The sequence below is a fragment of the Microbacterium pratiae genome (genome assembly GCF_047302165.1).
Lineage (GTDB): Bacteria > Actinomycetota > Actinomycetes > Actinomycetales > Microbacteriaceae > Microbacterium.
The window spans coordinates 1,844,416-1,863,264 of the sequence record NZ_CP154843.1 but is presented as its reverse complement, the minus strand read 5'-3'; the positions used below and the strand labels follow the sequence as shown (position 1 = coordinate 1,863,264).

At 69.9% G+C, this 18,849-nt stretch carries 17 protein-coding genes; 3 read left to right on the top strand and 14 right to left on the bottom strand.

Going from position 1 to position 18,849, the window contains the following annotated elements; genetic code table 11:
- Nucleotides 1-10 precede the first annotated feature (10 nt).
- The 9 genes from ftsW to AA0Y20_RS08680 form a co-directional block, all read right to left on the bottom strand.
- On the bottom strand, nt 11-1,294 hold the full coding sequence (gene ftsW / locus AA0Y20_RS08720) for a putative lipid II flippase FtsW (protein ID WP_412938780.1): 1,284 nt from the start codon (nt 1,292-1,294) through the stop codon (nt 11-13).
- Nucleotides 1,245-2,792, bottom strand: coding sequence for a UDP-N-acetylmuramoyl-L-alanine--D-glutamate ligase (murD, locus tag AA0Y20_RS08715; RefSeq protein WP_412938778.1), 1,548 nt, complete (start codon nt 2,790-2,792; stop codon nt 1,245-1,247). Before murD ends, ftsW begins: the two co-directional genes overlap by 50 nt.
- Nucleotides 2,789-3,898 carry a phospho-N-acetylmuramoyl-pentapeptide-transferase gene (gene mraY / locus AA0Y20_RS08710; protein WP_412938777.1) on the bottom strand — a complete coding sequence of 370 codons (1,110 nt, stop codon included), beginning with the start codon at nt 3,896-3,898 and terminating at the stop codon, nt 2,789-2,791. The genes murD and mraY overlap by 4 nt, the downstream gene beginning before the upstream one ends.
- A complete protein-coding gene (locus AA0Y20_RS08705) occupies nt 3,895-5,307 on the bottom strand; it encodes a UDP-N-acetylmuramoyl-tripeptide--D-alanyl-D-alanine ligase (protein WP_412938776.1) in 1,413 nt (470 codons plus the stop codon). Before AA0Y20_RS08705 ends, mraY begins: the two co-directional genes overlap by 4 nt.
- A 28-nt stretch (nt 5,308-5,335) precedes the next feature.
- Nucleotides 5,336-7,129 carry a peptidoglycan D,D-transpeptidase FtsI family protein gene (locus AA0Y20_RS08700; RefSeq protein ID WP_412938775.1) on the bottom strand — a complete coding sequence of 598 codons (1,794 nt, stop codon included), beginning with the start codon at nt 7,127-7,129 and terminating at the stop codon, nt 5,336-5,338.
- A gap of 5 nt (nt 7,130-7,134) precedes the next feature.
- Nucleotides 7,135-7,755, bottom strand: a complete 621-nt coding sequence (locus AA0Y20_RS08695; protein WP_412938774.1) for a hypothetical protein — start codon at nt 7,753-7,755, stop codon at nt 7,135-7,137.
- Nucleotides 7,752-8,711 carry a 16S rRNA (cytosine(1402)-N(4))-methyltransferase RsmH gene (gene rsmH, locus AA0Y20_RS08690; protein WP_412938773.1) on the bottom strand — a complete coding sequence of 320 codons (960 nt, stop codon included), beginning with the start codon at nt 8,709-8,711 and terminating at the stop codon, nt 7,752-7,754. The genes AA0Y20_RS08695 and rsmH overlap by 4 nt, the downstream gene beginning before the upstream one ends.
- A 99-nt stretch (nt 8,712-8,810) precedes the next feature.
- A complete protein-coding gene (mraZ, locus tag AA0Y20_RS08685) occupies nt 8,811-9,242 on the bottom strand; it encodes a division/cell wall cluster transcriptional repressor MraZ (protein WP_023951570.1) in 432 nt (143 codons plus the stop codon).
- Nucleotides 9,243-9,394: 152 nt separating this feature from the next.
- On the bottom strand, nt 9,395-9,766 hold the full coding sequence (locus tag AA0Y20_RS08680; RefSeq protein ID WP_412938772.1) for a DUF3040 domain-containing protein: 372 nt from the start codon (nt 9,764-9,766) through the stop codon (nt 9,395-9,397).
- A 68-nt stretch (nt 9,767-9,834) separates the two neighbouring features.
- On the opposite strand from AA0Y20_RS08680, the gene AA0Y20_RS08675 reads away from it, so the two are divergent.
- Nucleotides 9,835-10,908 (top strand): polyprenyl synthetase family protein, encoded by a 1,074-nt coding sequence (locus tag AA0Y20_RS08675; protein ID WP_412938771.1) that lies wholly within the window; start codon nt 9,835-9,837, stop codon nt 10,906-10,908.
- 10 nt (nt 10,909-10,918) lie between these two features.
- On the opposite strand, the gene AA0Y20_RS08670 is transcribed toward AA0Y20_RS08675, so the two are convergent.
- Nucleotides 10,919-11,269, bottom strand: a complete 351-nt coding sequence (locus tag AA0Y20_RS08670; RefSeq protein WP_412938769.1) for an Rv2175c family DNA-binding protein — start codon at nt 11,267-11,269, stop codon at nt 10,919-10,921.
- 195 nt (nt 11,270-11,464) lie between these two features.
- Between AA0Y20_RS08670 and AA0Y20_RS08665 the strand changes: the two genes are divergently transcribed.
- Entirely contained in the window at nt 11,465-12,625 is a 1,161-nt protein-coding gene (locus AA0Y20_RS08665; protein WP_412939729.1) for a LysM peptidoglycan-binding domain-containing protein, read from the top strand.
- A gap of 88 nt (nt 12,626-12,713) precedes the next feature.
- Nucleotides 12,714-14,669: a Stk1 family PASTA domain-containing Ser/Thr kinase gene (pknB, locus tag AA0Y20_RS08660; RefSeq protein ID WP_412938767.1), complete on the top strand. Its 1,956-nt coding sequence runs from the start codon at nt 12,714-12,716 to the stop codon at nt 14,667-14,669.
- A 91-nt stretch (nt 14,670-14,760) separates the two neighbouring features.
- Here the strand turns inward: pknB and AA0Y20_RS08655 are convergent, their stop codons facing one another.
- The 4 genes from AA0Y20_RS08655 to AA0Y20_RS08640 form a co-directional block, all read right to left on the bottom strand.
- Nucleotides 14,761-15,681 (bottom strand): hypothetical protein, encoded by a 921-nt coding sequence (locus AA0Y20_RS08655; RefSeq protein WP_412938766.1) that lies wholly within the window; start codon nt 15,679-15,681, stop codon nt 14,761-14,763.
- Nucleotides 15,682-15,816: 135 nt separating this feature from the next.
- Complete coding sequence (locus AA0Y20_RS08650; protein ID WP_412938764.1) at nt 15,817-17,151, bottom strand: class II 3-deoxy-7-phosphoheptulonate synthase; 1,335 nt, start codon at nt 17,149-17,151, stop codon at nt 15,817-15,819.
- Nucleotides 17,152-17,197: 46 nt separating this feature from the next.
- Nucleotides 17,198-17,893: a lysophospholipid acyltransferase family protein gene (locus AA0Y20_RS08645; protein ID WP_412938762.1), complete on the bottom strand. Its 696-nt coding sequence runs from the start codon at nt 17,891-17,893 to the stop codon at nt 17,198-17,200.
- A gap of 3 nt (nt 17,894-17,896) precedes the next feature.
- Nucleotides 17,897-18,829, bottom strand: a complete 933-nt coding sequence (locus AA0Y20_RS08640) for an ROK family protein (RefSeq protein ID WP_412938761.1) — start codon at nt 18,827-18,829, stop codon at nt 17,897-17,899.
- Nucleotides 18,830-18,849: the final 20 nt, after the last annotated feature.

Here is an 18,849-nt window from a genome sequence, read left to right as displayed (position 1 = left end):
CGGATCGAGCCTACCGCCGGGCGGAACCGGCCCGAGCGGCTGCGGGTCGCACCGGCCGCGCGCCTGCAGCCACGTCGAGGGCGGGAGTCCGCACGGGCAGCGTCCGCGCGAACGAGAGCAGCACTCCGGTGGCGAGAAGGCCCGAGACGAGGGAGGTGCCCCCCTGCGACATGAACGGCAGCGGCACACCCAGGACGGGGAAGATGCGGAGGACGACGCCGATGTTCACGAGCGCCTGGCCGACCACCCAGATCGTGATGCCGCCCGCGACGATGCGCACGAACGGGTCATGGGTCTTGCGGACGATGTGGAAGGCGCCGACGGCGTAGAGCGCGAACAGGGCGAGGACGACGGCGCAGCCGATGAGGCCGAGCTCCTCCCCCACGATCGCGAAGATGTAGTCGTTCGCTGCGGCGGGGAGCCACTGGTACTTCTCCCGCGAGTTGCCGAGTCCGAGGCCGAAGATCCCGCCGCTGGCGAGCGCCCAGATACCATGGAGCGGCTGGTAGCACGAGCCCGCATCCGCGAAGTAGCAGTCGGTCGAATCGACGTTCAGGAAGCTCATGATGCGAGCCATGCGGTTGGGGCTCGTCACGGCGAACACCGCGGCCGCGCCGACCACGAGGATCAGCGGAATGACGAACAGCCGCAGCTTGACGCCGGAGAAGAACAAGCACCCGAGCAGGATCGCCATCAGGATCATCGCGGTGCCGAGATCGTGACCGCCCATGACGGTGCCGATGACGAGGGCGCCGACCGGGACGACCGGGATGAACACGTGCTGCCACTTCGACAGCAGCGTCTGCTTCCGATACAGAACGAATCCGAGCCATACCGCGAGCGCGAGCTTCAGGAACTCGGACGGCTGCGCCTGGAACCCGAAGACGGAGATCCAGTTGGTGTTTCCGTCGTTGTGCACACCCAGTCCGGGCACGAAGACGAGCAGCTGGAGCATGATTCCGGCGATGAGCGCCGGCCACGCGATGCGCTTCCAGAAACGCAGCGGCATCCGGCTGGCGATGAACATCAGCGGTATACCGAGGAGCGCGAAGACCGCCTGCTTGAGCACTGTCTCGAAGGGACTCGCATTGGCGGTCGCCATCGTGGCCGACAGGACCATGACGAGACCGAAACCCGTGAGGATGAGAGCGGTCGAAGCGAGCAAGAGGAACTCGCTCGGGACCGGCGCGAAGACGCGTCCGAGCGACACACGTGCCGCGAAACCGCTCCGCGTCGGGCTCTCGTCAGCGAGGTTGGTCGGTGGCGGCGTCGGGCGGCTCGGCGTCGTGGTCACCGTCTCCCCTTCCGATCCGTTCGCGCACGGCCTCCGCGAAGCGACGACCGCGGTCTGCGTACGAGGCGAACTGATCGAACGAGGCAGCTGCGGGGGCGAGGAGCACGACGTCCCCGTCACCGGCCACCCCGGCCGCCAGTTCGACGACCCGTGCCATGACATCCTCAGTCTGAGTCGCCTCGACCTCGATCACCGGAACCGCCGGGGCGTGTCGCGCGAACGCGGCGAGCACGGCTCCGCGGTCCTCGCCGATGACGATGGCCGCTTTGGCGGCGGCACCGCGTCCGGCGACGAGCGCCGAGATGTCGACGCCCTTGAGCAGTCCGCCCACGACCCAGATCGCCCCGGGGAAGGCGGCCAGCGATGACGCGGCCGCGTGCGGGTTCGTGGCCTTCGAGTCGTCGACCCAGGTCACACCCGCAACTCGGGCCACCACTTCGATCCGATGCGGATCGAGGCGGAACGCCAGCACCGCCGCGCGGATCGCCGCCGGCTCGACGTCGAGCGAGCGCGCGAGGGCGGCGGCCGCGAGGATGTTCGCGACGATGTGCGGAGCGGCGAGGTCACGCGCGGCGAGCTCCGCGACCGTCGTCAGTTCGAGCGCCGACGCGTGGCGGTCCTCGTGGAACGCCCGGTCGACGAGGATGCCGTCGACGAGGCCGAGATCGCTGGGACCGGGCACGCCGAGATCGAATCCGATGGCGCGGCAGCCCTCGACCACCTCAGCCTCCTCGACCATCTCACGCGTAGCGGCATCCGCTTTGTTGTAGACGCACGCGACGCGGGTGTTCTCGTAGACCACGGCCTTCGCGTCACGGTAGGCCGCGAACGAGCCGTGCCATTCGAGGTGATCGTCGGCGAGATTCAGGCAGACGCTCGCGTGCGGCGACAGCCGATCGGGGCCTTCGGCCAGGCCGAGGTACCAGAGCTGATGGCTCGACACCTCGACGACGAGGACGTCGAAACCGCCCGGATCGCGGACCGCGTCGAGCACCGGGACGCCGATGTTGCCGCAGGGCGCGGCCCGCAGCCCGCCCGCGGCGAGCATCGCCGCCGTGAGCTGCGTCGTCGTCGTCTTGCCGTTCGTGCCCGTGATGAGCACCCAATCGGCCGGGTTCCCGTCGGGCCGGACGACCTTGTCGCGCACGCGCCACGCCAGCTCGATGTCGCCCCACACGGCGATGCCGCTCTCTCGAGCCCACCGGATGACGGGGTGATGCGGGGGGAAGCCGGGCGACGCGACGACGATCTCGGGCGCGTGCGCCGCGACGGCGTCGGGGACGCTCTGCAGCGAGCCGTCGTAGAGCTTCGCTCCGATGACGGGCAGCAGACGGGCGTACTCGGCGTCCGCGCCCTCGGTCGCCACGAGCACGTCCGCACCGAGCTCGGCGAGGGTGTCGGCCACGGAGAAGCCGGTGACCGAGAGCCCGAGGACCACGACGCGGAGCCCGCGCCAGTCGGAGTTCCAGCTCGTCAGGTCGTTCAGACGCGCGGTCATACCGCGGCCAGCCACGCGACGTAGAAGAGCCCGACGCCGCCCACGGCGAGCATGCCCGCGATGATCCACATCCGGACGACGATCGTCACCTCCGGCCATCCGCGCATCTCCAGATGGTGGTGGAACGGGCTCATGAGGAACAGACGCTTACCGCCCGTGGCCTTGAAGTAGTAGCGCTGGAGGATGACCGATCCGGGAGCGATGATGAAGACGCCCGCGATGATGACCGCCAGGAGCTCGGTGCGCGAGAGCACCGCCATGGCGACGATGACGCCGCCGATCGCCATCGAGCCGACGTCGCCCATGAAGATCTTGGCCTTCGGCGCGTTCCACCAGAGGAACCCGACGAGTGCGCCGACGAAGGACGCGGAGATGATCGTGAGGTCCATCGGGTCGTTGGTCGTGTAGCACGCCGTCTCGTAGGCCGGCACGAGGGCGCCGCTCGCGCACCGCTGCTGGAACTGCCAGAAGGTCACCAGGCTGTAAGCCGAGACGGTGAAGATCCCCGCCCCGGTCGCGAGTCCGTCGAGGCCGTCGGTGAGATTGGTCGCGTTCGACCATGCGACGGCCTGGAACGAGATCCACGCGAGGTAGAGGAGCCACCCGGCGACGCCGCCGAGAGCCATGAACGACAGCCAGTCGATGTCGCGGAACAGCGAGATGAACGGACGTCCCACCGGCTGACCGCCGTGGTTGGGGACGAGCAGGGCGAGGACGCCGAACGACACGGCCACGATCACCTGGCCGGCGACCTTCCGCCAGCCCGACAGACCGAGGCTGCGCTGCGACCGGACCTTCATGTAGTCGTCGATGAAACCGACGATCCCGAGCCCGACCATCATCCAGATCACGAGCAGCCCCGACATCGACGGGGGCGCTCCTCCGGTCAGCGTGCCGACGAGGTATCCGACGATCGTGCCGATGATGAAGATGATGCCGCCCATGGTGGGCGTTCCGCGCTTGGCGTGGTGACTCGGGTTAGTCGCATCGTCGGGCGTGCGGATGACCTGTCCCCAGCCCAGCTTCTCGAAGAGCCGGATGAACAGGGGGGTCAGGAAGAGTGTGAACGCGAGCGAGATCGTCGCGGCCGTCAGCAGGGATCTCACGAGAAGAATTCTCCCAGACGATCGCCGAGGTGCCGCAGTCCCGCGGAGTTCGACGACTTCACGAGCACACGGTCCCCGGCGCGGAGCTCCTCGATCAGGTAGTCGTACGCGGCATCGACGTCCGCGAAGAACACCGCCTCGCCGTCCCACGAGCCCTCCCCGATCGCGGCGAGGTAGAGCCGCCGGGCCTCTGCCCCGACGACGACGATGCGCTCGATCCGCAGACGGACCGCCTGAAGGCCGACGCGGTCGTGCTCGTCGCCGGCGAACTCGCCGAGCTCGCTCATCGCGCCGAGCACGGCGACCTTGCGTTCACCCGTCTGAGTGATCTGCGCCAGGGTGCGCAGAGCCGCGGCCATCGAGTCCGGGCTCGCGTTATAGGCGTCGTTGATGATGCGGACCGACTCGGAACCGAGCGGCTGCATCCGCCAGCGCTCGGCCAGCTCGACGGTCTCGAGCCGCGCGACGGCGTTCTCGAGGGTCACGCCCAGTTCGAGCGCGGCGGTGATCGCCGCCAGCGCGTTCATGACGTGGTGCTCGCCGAGTACCCGCAGTCGCAACGGCATCCGCTGCTCGCCGACCGTGATCACGCATGACGTGCCCGATGCGTCGACCTCGACGTCGTCGGCGCGCACCTCTGCCGCCGAACCGCGTCCGAACCAGCGGACACGAACGCCTCGGGCCTCGGCGACGGCCGCCATCGTCGCGACACGCGCATCGTCGGCGTTGAGGACTGCCACGCCGCCGGCGCGGACCGCCTCGACCAGCTCGGTCTTGGCCTTGAGGGTCGCCTCCACACCGCCGAAACCGCCGGCGTGCGCCATCCCGACCATGAGGACCACACCCACGTCCGGCGTCACGAGACCCGCGAGACGCGCGATCTGGCCCGAGCCGTCGGCGCCGAACTCGCTCACCAGGTAGCGGGTGTCGTCCGCGACGCGGAGCATGGTCAGCGGCGCACCGACGGAGTTGTTGAACGAGGCCCGCGGCGCGACCGTGGGCCCCTCCCCCTCGAGGATGCGAGCGAGCAGGTTCTTCGTCGTGGTCTTGCCGTTCGACCCGGTGATGCCCACGACGCGAAGGCCTCCCGCAGCGCGGACGCGTCCGACGACCTCGCGAGCGAGGTCCGCGAGCGCCGTCACCGCGTCGGACACGACGATCTGCGTGATCTCGGCGTCGACGAGGTGCTCGACGATCGCGAGTGCCGCGCCGGCCTCGGCCGCGGCCGGAACGAACAGGTGCCCGTCGGTCGCGTCGCCCGGCTTGGCTACGAACACGTCGCCGGGGCCGATGTTGCGCGAGTCCGTGTCGACCGTTCCGCCGACGCGGGTATCGGGGCCGTCGCCACCGGCGAGGTGGAGGGTGCCCGAGAGCACGCGGGCGATGTCGGACAACGGGAGGGAGATCATGTTCAATCCTCGGACGCGCTCATGCGCGTCACTGGGTCACGGGGAGCAGCGGCGTCTGCGAGTCGGACGGCATGATCCGGTAGTGCTTGAGCACCTGGGTCATCGCCTTCTGGAACGCCGGCCGGTTGGCTGCCGACAGACGCAGGGTCTTCGGCTCGTCGAATGCCGTCAGGACAACATACTTCGGATCGTCGGCCGGCGCGTAGCCCACCAGAGACGTGTAGTACAGGTTGTCCTTGTAGGCGCCGGTGTTCGGGTCGACCTTCTGGGCGGTACCGGTCTTGCCTGCCATCCGGTAGCCCGGAATCGCGATGTCGTCGGCGAGCGTGCCCTGTGCGAAGACGTTCTCGAGCATCTCGCTGACCTGGCTGGCCGTGCTCTCCTGAATCACGCGCACCGGCTCCGGGAGGTCGGGTTCGGTCACCGTTCCGTCGGCGGCCGTGCACGACTCCACGAGGCTCAGGGGCTCCCGCACACCGCCGTTCGCGATCGTCTGGTAGACGGATGCCACCTGCGGGGCGGTCACCGTGAAGGCCTGGCCGAACGTCGTCGTGTAGTAGGTCTGGTTGTCCCACTGATCCGTCGGGATGTAGGTGCCCTTGGGCTCCCCCGACCAGTTGAGTGCCGTGCCCTCGCCGACGCCGAACTTCTTGAGGTACTCGAGCCGCGTCTCGGGGTCGACCTGCGAGCCGAACTGCGAGAGCGCGACGTTCGAGGAGGTGACGAGTCCGCCGGTGAGCGTCAGGTTCTGAGCCTCGTGATGCTCGGAGTCGTTGACGACGGCGCCGTTGGGGAACTCCATCCGATCGGGCGACCATGCGGTCGACAGCGGGGTCAGTCCCGCCGCCTCGATCGCGGTGGCGGCCGTGACGGGCTTGAACGTCGATCCCGGCTCGTACGAGTCGCGGAAGAGGCGGCTGCCGCGGTCGGCGGGATCGGATGCCGCGATGTCGTTGAGGTCGACGCTGGGGTACTCGGCCGCGGCGCGGATCTTGCCCGTCGCGACCTCGACGACGAGGATCGAGCCGCTCTCGGCTCCGAGGTTCTGCGTCTGCTCGGCGATCAGCTGCTGCATGTACCACTGCAGATCGCGATCGATCGTGAGGCGCAGGGTGCCGCCGTTGACGGGCGCGGGGTCCTCGGTCTCGGTTCCCGGGATCACGACGCCATCGAGGCCGCGCATGTAGCGCACCCTGCCATCGCTGCTCTGCAGACACGAGTTCTGCAGCGACTCCATGCCCTCGAGCGGGGTCTCGTCCGACCCGACGAATCCGATGACGTTGCCCGCGACCGCTCCGTCGGGGTACGTCCGGTGGGGGTGGGGGTCGAAGCCGACGAACGGAAGCTTGAGATCGGCGAGTGCGCGGTACTGGGCCGTCGAGATCCCGCGTTCGAGGTAGGCGAAGCGCGACTCCGGGTCGGCGGCGACGGCGGTCGTGACGATGCTCTCGACCTCGGCGGCATCCTGCCCGGTCACCGCGGCGATCTCGACCGCCAGTTCGGGCCACGTGACGGTGACGGTCTGACCGTCGTCGTTCTTCCGCTTGATCCCGCTGGCCGCGAGCTTGGGGTCGATCTTCGCGTCGTAGACGGAGGTCGTCGTCGCGAGAGGAGCTCCGTTGGTGTCGGTGATGTCGCCGCGCGTCCCGAACAGCTCGGTCCCGGCCTCCATCGCGAGGTTCCGGGCATCGGCCTCGTGCTCGTCGGCGTTCACGACCTGGATGTCGACGAGCCGCACGATGAATGCGACGAGGACGATGAGGACGACGAGGAGTGCGACGACCGTACGGCGGCGCGGACTGCGGGTGGCTCGTGTCGTCATGGTTCTCAGTGTGTGCTCGGGGCGGGCAATCCGTCGGCGACGGGCGGGGGTGTCGCACGATCGGCACCGACCAGCTCGTCGGTGCTCGTGCCGGTCTCGAGGCTCGCGGCGGGGTCGGTGATGAGGGGCACGCCGGCGACCAGCGAGTTCGCGACGGCCGCGCGTCCGAGCGCGTCGACGTTCGAGTGCGATCCCGCCGCGCTCGCAGCGCCGAGGACGGCGCCGTCGCTGAGCCGCAGGTAGCTCGGCGATTCGGCGATGACCATGCCCAGTGCGGTGGCGTTCGCCGCGAGGTACTGCGGGGACGCGAGCCCGGCGAGATCGTCCTGGATGATCTGCTTCTGCCAGGTGAGCTGGCGCTGCTGCTGCGAGAGCGCGGAGATCTCGTAGGAGGTCTGCGTGGTGAGGATCGACAGGCCCATCTGGACTGCGCCGATGAGCACGGCGCCCGACACGGCGATGACGCCGTAGAGCATGCGCGGGCGGTGACGGCGCGCGACGCCGGTGACCAGCCGCAGATCGCGCTGGCGGTCGCGCTCCCCCTCGCGAGGCAGCCGACCGGGCACGCTCGCGAAGAAGTCGTCACCCAGCGGAGAAGGGATGCGGGCGGTGTTGTCGGCAGTCACGAGGCCTCCCTCATCCGTTCCGCCGCGCGCAGCCGGACCGGCTTCGCGCGGGGATTGCGTTCACGTTCTTCCTCGGAGGCCAGCTCCGCCCCACGGACCAGCAGCCGGAACCGCGGTGCGTGCTCGGGGAGCTCGACGGGGAGGCCGCTGGGCGCGGTCGACGACGATGCGTCGGCCAGGACGCGCTTGACCGCGCGATCCTCGAGCGACTGGTACGACATGACGACGATGCGCCCGCCGACGGCCAGCGCGTCGAGCGCCGCGGGCAGAGCGCGTTCGAGCACGGCCAGCTCGGCGTTGACCTCGATGCGGAGCGCCTGGAAGACGCGCTTCGCGGGGTGCCCGGATCGGTCGCGCTGGACGGCGACCGGGGTTGCGGCGATGAGGACGTCGACGAGCTCGCCGGACCGGGTGAGCGGCGCGCGGCCGCGAGCCTCGATGATCGCTCGCGCGTATCGGCCCGCCAGCTTCTCCTCGCCGTAGCGCTCGAAGATGCGGCGCAGGTTGCCTTCGCTGTACGTCGCGAGGATCTCTGCCGCGGTCGTGCCCGCGGTCTGGTCCATACGCATGTCGAGGGGCGCGTCCTGCGCGTACGCGAATCCGCGGTCGGCCTCGTCGAGCTGCAGCGACGAGACGCCGAGATCGAAGAGGATGCCGTCGACTCGGCGGATGCCGACGGAGTCCAGCGCCTCCCGGATGCCGTCGTAGACGGTGTGGACGAGGTCGACGCGCTCCCCGAATCGGGCGAGCCGCTCGCCCGCGATGCGCAAGGCGTCGGTGTCGCGGTCGAGGCCGACGAGCCGGGCGCCGGGGAACCGCGCGAGGAGCGCCTCGGAGTGGCCGCCCATGCCTTCGGTGGCGTCGACGACGACCGCGCCCTCCCGCTGGAGCGCAGGGGCGAGCAGCTCGACGCAGCGGTCGAGCAGGACGGGGGTGTGGATGTCGTCGTTCGTCATGGTCGTCGTGGGACGGGCCCGGAGCCCTGATCCCCCTCCGCTGCGACCTGACACCGGGGAAGTGCGTCAGGGCCAGCGGCTGAGGATCACGGCCACGGTTCAGAAGAGTCCCGGGATCACCTCCTGCTCCATGTCGGAGTACGCGTCCTCGTTCCCGGCCGCGTAGGCGTTCCAGGCATCGGCATCCCAGATCTCGGCATGCGCGCCGACACCGGTCATGACCAGCTCGCGCCCGAGTCCCGCGTAGGTGCGCAGGTGAGGCGGCACGGTGATGCGGTTCTGGCTGTCGGGCTTCTCGGCGCTCGCACCCGAGAGGAACATGCGCTGGAAGTCACGTGCCTGCTTGTTCGTCAGAGGCGCTTCGCGGATCCGCTCGTACACGCGCTCGAACTCCACGGTGCTGAACACGTAGAGGCACCGCTCCTGCCCGCGCGTCACGACGACACCGGGGCCGAGGTCGTCGCGGAATTTGGCGGGGAGGATGACGCGGCCCTTCTCGTCGAGCTTGGGGGTGTGCGTGCCGAGAAGCATGGTGCTCCACCACCCCCTCCCGGCCCGTCGATGCGCACCACTTTACTCCACTTTCCTCCACTTCACTATGGCTATACGGCTCTCCACTCCCCCCGGGCACAAAAAAGAGCACCGACCCGGAGGTCGGTGCTCTGAAAGCGAAGCGGGATGCGTCAGCGTTCGCCGTTACGACGGTCCCATCGGTCGTTCATGCGATCCATGAAGTTCGACGATCGGGGGGCCGGCTTACGCGTACCGGTCGTGGCGGTCGGTCGGCTCGCTGTTCCGTTCCGAGACGGTGTCAGCGCCAGCACGACGCCCCCCACCATGATGAGGAAGGCGACGACGCCGATCGCGATGATGCTGCTCGAGACGCCGGCGATCAGACCGCCGAGGCCGAGAAGGACGAGGACGGCACCGTAGACGATGTTGCGGTAGCTGAGGGACTGGCCTTCGCGCGGAGCACTGACGACGTCTGCTTCATTGCGCATGAGATGGCGTTCCATCTCGTCGAGCAGCCGCTGCTCCTGTTCTGACAGTGGCATGCATCCCCCTCTGTTCGGGTACCGGTGCGCCCGATTCTACGCGCGCTGATGAGAACTAGGCTAGGCCTGTGACGAGCTCCGCCGACCCGATCTCGACCGTTTCCCAGCGACTGGAAAGCTTCGCGTCGGATCGGCGGGCCGAGGTCGCCGATCTCGGCGCCGAGGCAGTGGATTTCGTCGACCGCGCCCTCGCCGCCGTCGCCGGCGGAAAACGGCTCCGTGCCCGCTTCCTCTCGGCCGGCCATGCGGCAGCCGGCGGCTCCGCTCACGATGCCGACATCGCCGGCGTCGCGGCCTCGCTGGAGATCTTCCACGCCGCCGCACTGGTGCACGACGATCTTGTCGACAACTCCGACACCCGACGCGGCCGCCCCGCGGCTCACCGGGCCCTCGAGGACGCTCATCGCCGCTCGGGATGGCTGGGCGACGCCGACGCCTTCGGTCGCGCCGCGGCGATCCTGCTCGGCGACCTGCTCATCGCCTGGAGCGACGACCTCCTCGAAGACGCCGTCGACGGTCATCCGCGCGCGTCGGACGTCCGCCGTCAGTACGCGACCATGCGACGCGACGTCACGGTCGGCCAGTACCTCGACGTCGCGGAGGAAGCCGCCTGGGCCACCGCGCCCGACGACGACCACGCCGCGCGCGCGTTGCGCGTCGCGTCGTACAAGTCGGCCCGCTACAGCGTGCAGCAGCCGCTCCTGATCGGTGCGGCCCTCGGCGGCGCGGCACCGGCTCAGCGCGAAGCCCTCGCCGAGTTCGGGCACGCCGTCGGGCTCGCGTTCCAGCTGCGCGACGACATCCTCGGGGTCTTCGGCGATTCATCGGTGACGGGCAAGCCGTCGGGCGACGACCTCCGCGAAGGCAAGCGGACGGTCCTCATCGCCTATGCCCGCGAGGCGATGGACGAGGCCGGCCGGGCCGACCTCGACGCGGCGCTCGGCGATCGGGCGCTCGATGAGACGACCATCGCCCGGCTGCAGCGAGTCATCGAGGACAGCGGGGCTGTTCAGCGGCTCGAGGGTGAGATCGATCGTCTCGCCGCACTGGCGGATGCAGCCATCGGTTCCGCACCGATCGGTGACGCCGAGGTCGCCACGCTCCGCGAGATCGCCGACGCAGCGATCCGCAGGACCGCCTGATCCGACAGACTCAGGCGAGGGTTTGAGCGACCCGACGAACCTCGGTCTTGCGCCCCGCGCGCAGGGCGGCGATGGGGGCCGCGCCGATCGAGTCCTCGGTGGCGAACAGCCAATCGATCGCCTCGTCGTCAGAAAACCCGGCGTCGTGCAGAACGGTGATGGTGCCGCGGAGCGACGAGAGCGGCGCGCCGTCGATGAAGAACGCCTCCGGAATGCGGAAGACGCCGTCGCGGCGCGACCCGATGAGGTGATTCTCATCGAGGAGTCGGCGGACGCGACTGAGCGTCTCGCCCGTCAGCTCGACGACCTCGGGCAGCGCCAGCCAGGACACGGGAACGACGGGGTAATCGGGAGTGCTCACCCTCTCACTATGTCACTTCCGACCTGGGTGACGGCTCGCCCCGAGACCCTCATTCACACCAGTCACACGCGTCACTTCGGTTGACACGTCTCACAGCGACATGTCAGCGTTTCGAAGACCTCCGAGAAGGGACCCTCCGTGCGCCGCGACTCGATCTCCGCCCCGCACCGCCCGCGACACCGCTGGCGCGGCACCATCGCGCCCGCCGTCGTCGGGTCGATCGCGCTGAGCCTGACGACCCAGCCTGCCGCAGCGGCACCGACCGCCGAGACGGCGCAACGCGAGGCGACACCCGGCTCGGCGTTCCGGACCGCGCCCGCCAACAGCGGCATGACGTCGCGTCCGCTCTCGACCCGGCCCGCCGAGCACACGGTCGTGCTCGGCGACACGATCAGCCGGATCGCCTCCGTCTACGGGCTGCGCACGGCCGACCTGCTGGCCTGGAACGGTCTCGACTGGGCGTCGGTCATCCGTCCCGGTGACCGCATCCGGTTGGCCGGTGACGCGCCCTCCGCAGCTCCGGCCGCCGATCCCGTCACCACGCCTGCCCCCGCAGGGAAAACCCACACCGTCTCGAACGGCGACACCCCGTGGTCTATCGCGCAGGCGAACGGCATCGGCGTCAAGGCGCTCCTCGCGGCCAACGGGCTCGACGACGGCGCCGTGATCTTCCCTGGACAGACCCTCACGGTCCCGGCGGGCGCGAGCAGCGCGGCCGCACCGGCTGCCGCAAGCGTTGCGCCGGTCACCCCCATCGCCGCAGCGACGCACACCGTCACTGCTGGCGACACACTGTCGGCGATCGCGAGCGTCCATGGTCTGGGGCTCGACGCGGTGCTCGCCGCCAACGGACTCGATCGCGCCTCGATCATCTATCCCGGGCAGGAGCTGGTGATCCCCGGCGCCGCTGCCGCACCCGCCGTGCAGACTGCCGCGCTCCCCGAGCTCGGCCTCGACGCCGAGCAGATCGCGAACGCGCGCCTGATCATCCAGGTCGGCCGGGAACGCGGGGTCCCCGACCGCGGTATCGCGATCGCGTTGGCGACGGCGATGGTCGAGTCCTGGATCCGGAATCTCGACTGGGGTGACCGGGACTCGCTCGGACTCTTCCAACAGCGCCCGAGCACCGGGTGGGGAACTCCCGATCAGGTCCGCGACCCCTCGCGGTCGATCGCGACCTTCTTCGGCGGAGCGGCCGATCCCAACGGCACCGCGACCCGCGGCCTGCTCGACGTCCCGGGCTGGGAGAGCCTCTCGTTCACCGACGCCGCCCAGGCGGTGCAGATCTCCGCCTACCCGGATCGATACGGCGAGTGGGAGCAGCAGGCCTACCGCTGGCTCGCGGCGCTCGGCTGACTCCCAAAGCGCTGGGAAGCGCGATGTCCCCGGCCCCGGGGGTGAGCCGCTGCCAAGGCTCGCAGCATCCGCTCCGTAGAATCGCTCCGTGAGCATGAGCCAGCAGACCGACCCGCTGATCGGCCGACTGGTCGACCAGCGGTACCGTGTCCGCGCTCGCATCGCCCGCGGCGGCATGGCGACGGTGTACGTCGCGACCGACCTCAGACTCGAACGCCGCGTGGCCCTCAAGGTCATGCACGGGCACCTCTCCGACGACTCGGTCTTCCAGAGCCGCTTCATCCAGGAGGCCCGTTCCGCGGCACGTCTGGCCGACCCGCACGTGGTCAATGTCTTCGACCAGGGCCAGGACGGCGAGATGGCCTACCTGGTGATGGAGTACCTCCCCGGCATCACGCTGCGCGAGCTGCTGCGCGAGCAGAAGCGGCTCACCATCCCGCAGACGATCACGATCATGGATGCGATCCTCTCGGGTCTCGCTGCCGCTCACCGGGCGGGGATCGTCCACCGCGACGTCAAGCCCGAGAACGTCCTGCTGGCCGAGGACGGCAGGATCAAGATCGGCGACTTCGGACTCGCGCGAGCGACGACCGCGAACACCGCGACGGGTCAGATGCTCCTCGGGACGATCGCCTACCTCGCTCCGGAACTCGTGACACGAGGCACGGCAGACGCCCGCAGCGACATCTACGCCCTCGGCATCCTGCTCTACGAGATGCTCGCAGGCGAGCAGCCCTACAAGGGCGAGCAGCCCATGCAGATCGCCTATCAGCACGCGACGGACTCGGTGCCGCGCCCGAGCGCGAAGAACCCCGGAGTGCCCGAGCAGCTCGACGAGCTCGTGCTGTGGGCGACCGAGCGCGAGCCGGACGAGCGTCCCCTCGACGCGAAGGTCATGCTCGAGCGGCTGCGCGAGATCGAGCGCGAGCTCGGCGTCTTCCCCCAGGTGGTGCGCACGGCCCCCTCGGGCGCCCCCGCGGTCGTCATCGACGACGACGGGGAGGGCTCGGGCGAGCTCACCAAGGTCATGCCCGGCACGTTCACCGCGCCGCCCGTGACGACCGACGTCGACAACGCGACGCGATTGCGGCGTCTCACCCGTCGCAATCGGGTCAAGGGAGCGTGGCTCGTCACGATCATCCTGCTGCTGGCGGCGCTCGCCGGCGGTACCGGGTGGTGGTTCGGTTCGGGGCCGGGCTCGCTCGTCGCCGTGCCCGATGTGCGGGGCACGACCTTCGCCGAGGCCCAGGCCGCCATCGCCGCCCAGGGGCTGCTGGCCGAGGAGACCGGCGAGAACAGTCTCGACGTCGCGGAGGGACTCGCGATCCGAACCGATCCCGATCCCGGCGCCCGGCTCGATCGTGAGGCGACCGTGACGGTCGTCATCTCCCGCGGACCAGCCGAGGTCTCGATTCCCGCGCTCTCGGGTCAGACCGAGCAGGCCGCCCGCGAGCTCCTGCGACAGAATGTCGTCGCCGTCTCCGACGACGCCGACGCCGAATTCGATCCGGATGTCGCCGACGGCACCGTCATCCGCGCCTCCGCCACCCCGGCGGGCGGCGGGGATCCCGTCGACTGCTCGAACGGGTGCACGCTCCGCCAGGGCGACTCGGCCTCTCTCCTGGTCTCCCGGGGCGCCGTCCCGGATGTCTCGGGTCAGAGCGTGAACCGCGCGACCGCGACACTCAACGACGTCGGCCTCGAGGTGTCGACCGACACGCGCGCCGAGGCGAGCGAACGCATCGCCAAGGGCGACGTCATCGGCATCGCCGACCGCGGCGAAGAGGGCAACTGGCGCCCGGGCGAGACAGTGACCCTCATCGTGTCGAGCGGTCCCCCGCTCTTCGAGGTGCCGAGCGTCGTCGGTCAGACTCGCGACGCCGCCGCTCAGACGCTGCGCGACGCCGGGTTCGAGGTCAGTTTCTCGGCTCTCTGGAACATCTGGCCCGACGGGCTCACCAAGGTGACCGCACAGGACCCGACCGGCGGCAGCAAGCACGTGCGCGGCACGACCATCACCCTGCAGATCACCGCAACCGGCTGAGTTCTTGCCCGCGGCGCGAGGGTGCGCATCCGCACGGTTCGGAGCCCCTCACACCGTGCGGATGCGCACCCTCGACGCGTGACCGGCCGGGTCAGGCGAGGGCTCGGCGGATGCGGGCGGCCAGCGCCCGCGCATCGTCGTCGAGGTCCGCGGCTCCGACGAGCATGACGCGGTAGCCCGCGTCTTCGAAGAGCTGCACGCGCGTGAGATCGTCGAGCCACCGTCGCCGCGACGAGCGATGCTCGTCGCCCTGGTACTCGAGCAGCAGCCGACGCTCGGGCCACCCCATATCGGCGTGCCGTATGCCGGCAGTCGTGCGCACGGCGACCTGCACGTGAGGTTCGGGGATGCCCGCGTCGACGAGGGCGATGCGCAGGAGCGACTCGCGGGGTGAATCGACGGGCGATCGAGCGCGGTCGAGGGCGACACGCAGCGATCGGGCTCCGCGCCCTCCTCCTCGGACGAGGACCGCGGCCTCGAGCTCGCCGCGCGTCGCCAGGGGGCGCGTGCGTCCGCGGTCCCCCCGACGTCCACTGAGCATGAAGTCGGCGGTCGCGACGAGCCAGCGGCGGCCGAGCGCTTGCGGACCGGCCGCGAGGCGGCACCAGGCCTCGGTCGGGGTGACCACGGGCACACCATCGACGTCTCGCCGTTCGAGGACGACGCCCGTCCGCGATCCGATCACGCCGGGGCGCCGCATCGCTGCTCCCCCGCCGGCCGTGATCACCTCGAGCAACGGGGGCGTGGGCGTCCAGGGCAACGGCATCCCCCACAGGGCCGCGGCGGTCCGGCCGGAGAACAACTGCGCCGGCCCCAGGGCGGGCAGGAGGAGACGGCAGCGCCCGAGCGTGTCGTCATCGTCGATGGCGTCGAGCGCGGCGTAGACGCCGTGATGCGGATGCCGCAGGTCGGCCGCCCGCAGCCTGCCTCGACTGACACCGAGCGCGCGCGCCTCGTCCGGGGCGAAGGCCTCGGCGGCGATGGCTCGGGGCAGCGGAGCTCGGCGGTTCACCCGCCCACACTCCCCCGTCTCCCTCGCCGATCCCGCACTTTCCCCAGCCCGATACGGCGAGAGCGCACATCTGCACGGTGGGGAGACCCCGTAACCGTGCAGATGTGCGCTCTCGCGCGATCCGAGAACGGAAGCTCAGCGCTTCTCGAGCTCCTCGGCGACCAGGAATGCGAGCTCGAGGCTCTGCATGTGGTTCAGCCGCGGGTCGCACAGGCTCTCGTAGCGGGTGGCGAGCGTCGCCTCGTCGATCATCTCCGAGCCGCCGAGGCACTCGGTGACGTCGTCGCCCGTCAGCTCGACGTGGATGCCGCCGGGGAAGGTTCCCACCGCGCGATGCGCCTCAAAGAAGCCGCGCACCTCGTCGACGACGTCGTCGAAGCGACGCGTCTTGTAACCCGTGGGCGTCGTGATGCCGTTGCCGTGCATCGGGTCGGTGACCCACAGGGGCGTCGCGCCGGAGTCCTTTACAGCCTCGAGCAGCGGCGGCAGCGCGTCGCGGATCTTGCCCGCACCCATCCGGGTGATGAAGGTCAGGCGGCCCGGCTCGCGCTCGGGGTCGAGCTTGTCGATCAGCGCCAGGGCGGTGTCGGTCGACGTCGTGGGACCGAGCTTCACCCCGATGGGGTTGCGGATCTTCGAGAAGTAGTCGACGTGCGCGCCGTCGAGCTCGCGCGTCCGCTCGCCGATCCACAGGAAGTGCGACGACGTGTTGTACGGCGTGTTCGTCCGCGAATCGATGCGGGTCATCGGGCGCTCGTAGTCCATCAGCAGGCCCTCGTGACCCGTGTAGAACTCCACGCCGCGCAGCTCGTCGAAGTTGGCTCCGGCCGCCTCCATGAACTTGATGGCGCGGTCGATCTCACCGGCAAGGCCCTCGTAGCGGGCGTTGGCCGGATTGGTCGCGAAGCCCTTGTTCCACGAGTGCACCTCGCGCAGGTCGGCGAAACCGCCCTGCGTGAACGCGCGGATGAGATTGAGCGTCGACGCGGCCGTGTGGTAGCCCTTGAGCAGACGAGCGGGGTCGGGCTGGCGCGAGGCCGCGGTGAAGTCGTAGCCGTTGACGATGTCGCCTCGGTACGCGGGCAACGTGACGTCGCCGCGCGTCTCGGTGTCGCTCGAGCGCGGCTTGGCGAACTGGCCGGCCATACGGCCCATCTTCACGACGGGCATCGAGGCGCCATACGTCAGGACGACCGCCATCTGCAGCACGGTCTTGATGCGGTTGCGGATCTTCTCCGCGGTCGCGCCGGCGAACGTCTCAGCGCAGTCACCACCCTGCAGCAGGAAGGCTTCTCCGGATGCCGCGCGCGCGAGGCGCTCGCGGAGGATGTCCACCTCACCGGCGAAGACGAGGGGCGGAAGCGTCGCGATCTCAGCCGACACCGCAGCGACGGCGTCGGGGTCGTTCCACGCCGGCTGCTGCTTGATGGGAAGATCGCGCCACGAGTCGAGTGAATCCAGCGTAGGCACGCGCCAAGTCTAGTGCGCGGCCGGCACCGTCCCGGCCGTGTGACGCTCAGCTCTGCCGCTGCTGCTGAGCCGCACGCTCCTTGACCGACGAGGCGTAGACGTCTTCGTACTCCTGCTCGCCCAGACGCTGCAGCGCGACCATGATCTCGTCGGTCACCGATCGCAGCACGTAACGGTCGCTCTCCATCCCCTGGAAGCGCGAGAAGTCGAGAGGTTCACCGATCACCATCCCCACGCGTCCGACCCGGGGGATGCTGCGCCCGATGGGCATGACCGCGTCGGTGTCGACCATGACCACGGGGATGACGGGGACGCGAGCCTCGAGCGCCATGCGCGCCAGACCCGTGCGTCCGCGGTAGAGCTTGCCGTCGGGGCTCCGCGTGCCCTCGGGGTAGATCCCGAGCAGATCACCGCGGCCGAGGACCTGCAGCCCGGTGTTGAGGGAGGCCTCGGATGCCTTCCCCCCGGTGCGGTCGATGGCGATCTGACCGGTCGCCTTCATGAAGACGCGGGTGGCCCAGCCTTTCAGGCCCGTCCCGGTGAAGTAGTCGCTCTTCGCGAGGAACGACATGGGCCGGTCGATCATGAGCGGCAGGAAGATCGAGTCGCTGACAGACAGGTGGTTGCTGGCGAAGACGGCTGCGCCGGATGCCGGTACGTTGCGCCGCCCCACGATCCACGGGCGGAAGATCGCCTTGACCACGGGTCCGATGAAGATGTACTTCATCAGCCAGTAGAACACCGGTCACCGCCCCCCGGCCAGATCGGCCACGCCGATCAGACCCGCGTCGTTGCCGAGCGTCGCGATGGCGAAATCTGCGGGCGCGGCATTCTCGCCGCCCGGGAGCGCCGCGCGATAGGCCGCGCGAACCGGCGCCAGCAGCGTCTCGCCCAGCTGGGCGACGCCGCCTCCGATGACGAAGATCTCGGGATCGAGCGTGGCCTGGAAGCCGCCCGCGGTCTCGCCCAGCGCCGTCGCGACTCGGTGGAGCGCTTCGAGCGCGCCCGGGTCGTCGGCGAGGATCAGCCGGGAGATCGCGTCGCCGGGGATCGAGCCGTGCTCGTCGCGCACCTGCGCGAGTCCGGCGCCGAGCTCGGGATCGTCGGCGATGGCCAGGGCTTCGCGCTGCAACGCGCGTCCCGAGGCGTACTGCTCGAGGCATCCCTGCAGCCCGCAGCCGCAGAGCCGGCCGCCGCGCTCGAATCGCACGTGGCCGAGCTCGCCCGCCGCCCCGCGACCGCCGATGAGCAGCTGCCCGTCGATGATGACCGCTCCCCCGACGCCGGTGCCGAGCGTGAGCATGACCATGTTCGAGCTCCCGCGGCCGGCGCCGAAGCGGTACTCGGCCCAACCCGCGGCGTTCGCGTCGTTCTCGAGCACCACGGCGACACCGACGCGCGCCTCGAGCTCCGCTCGCAACGGGTGCTCGACCCAGTCGATGTTCGGTGCGTGGCGCATGATCGACCGCGTGCGGTCGAGGAACCCGGCAGCGGCGACACCGACGGCGGTGACCTCGTGAGAGGCACGAAAGTGCCGCACCATGTCGGCGACAGCGTCGGCCAGCGCGTCGGTGTCGGCGGGGGTGTCGACGCGGATGCGGTCGACGATCGTCCCGTCGGCGGAGACGACACCTCCGGCGATCTTGGTTCCGCCGATGTCGATGCCGATGTTGAGCACGCGTGGTCCTTTCCGTCGGC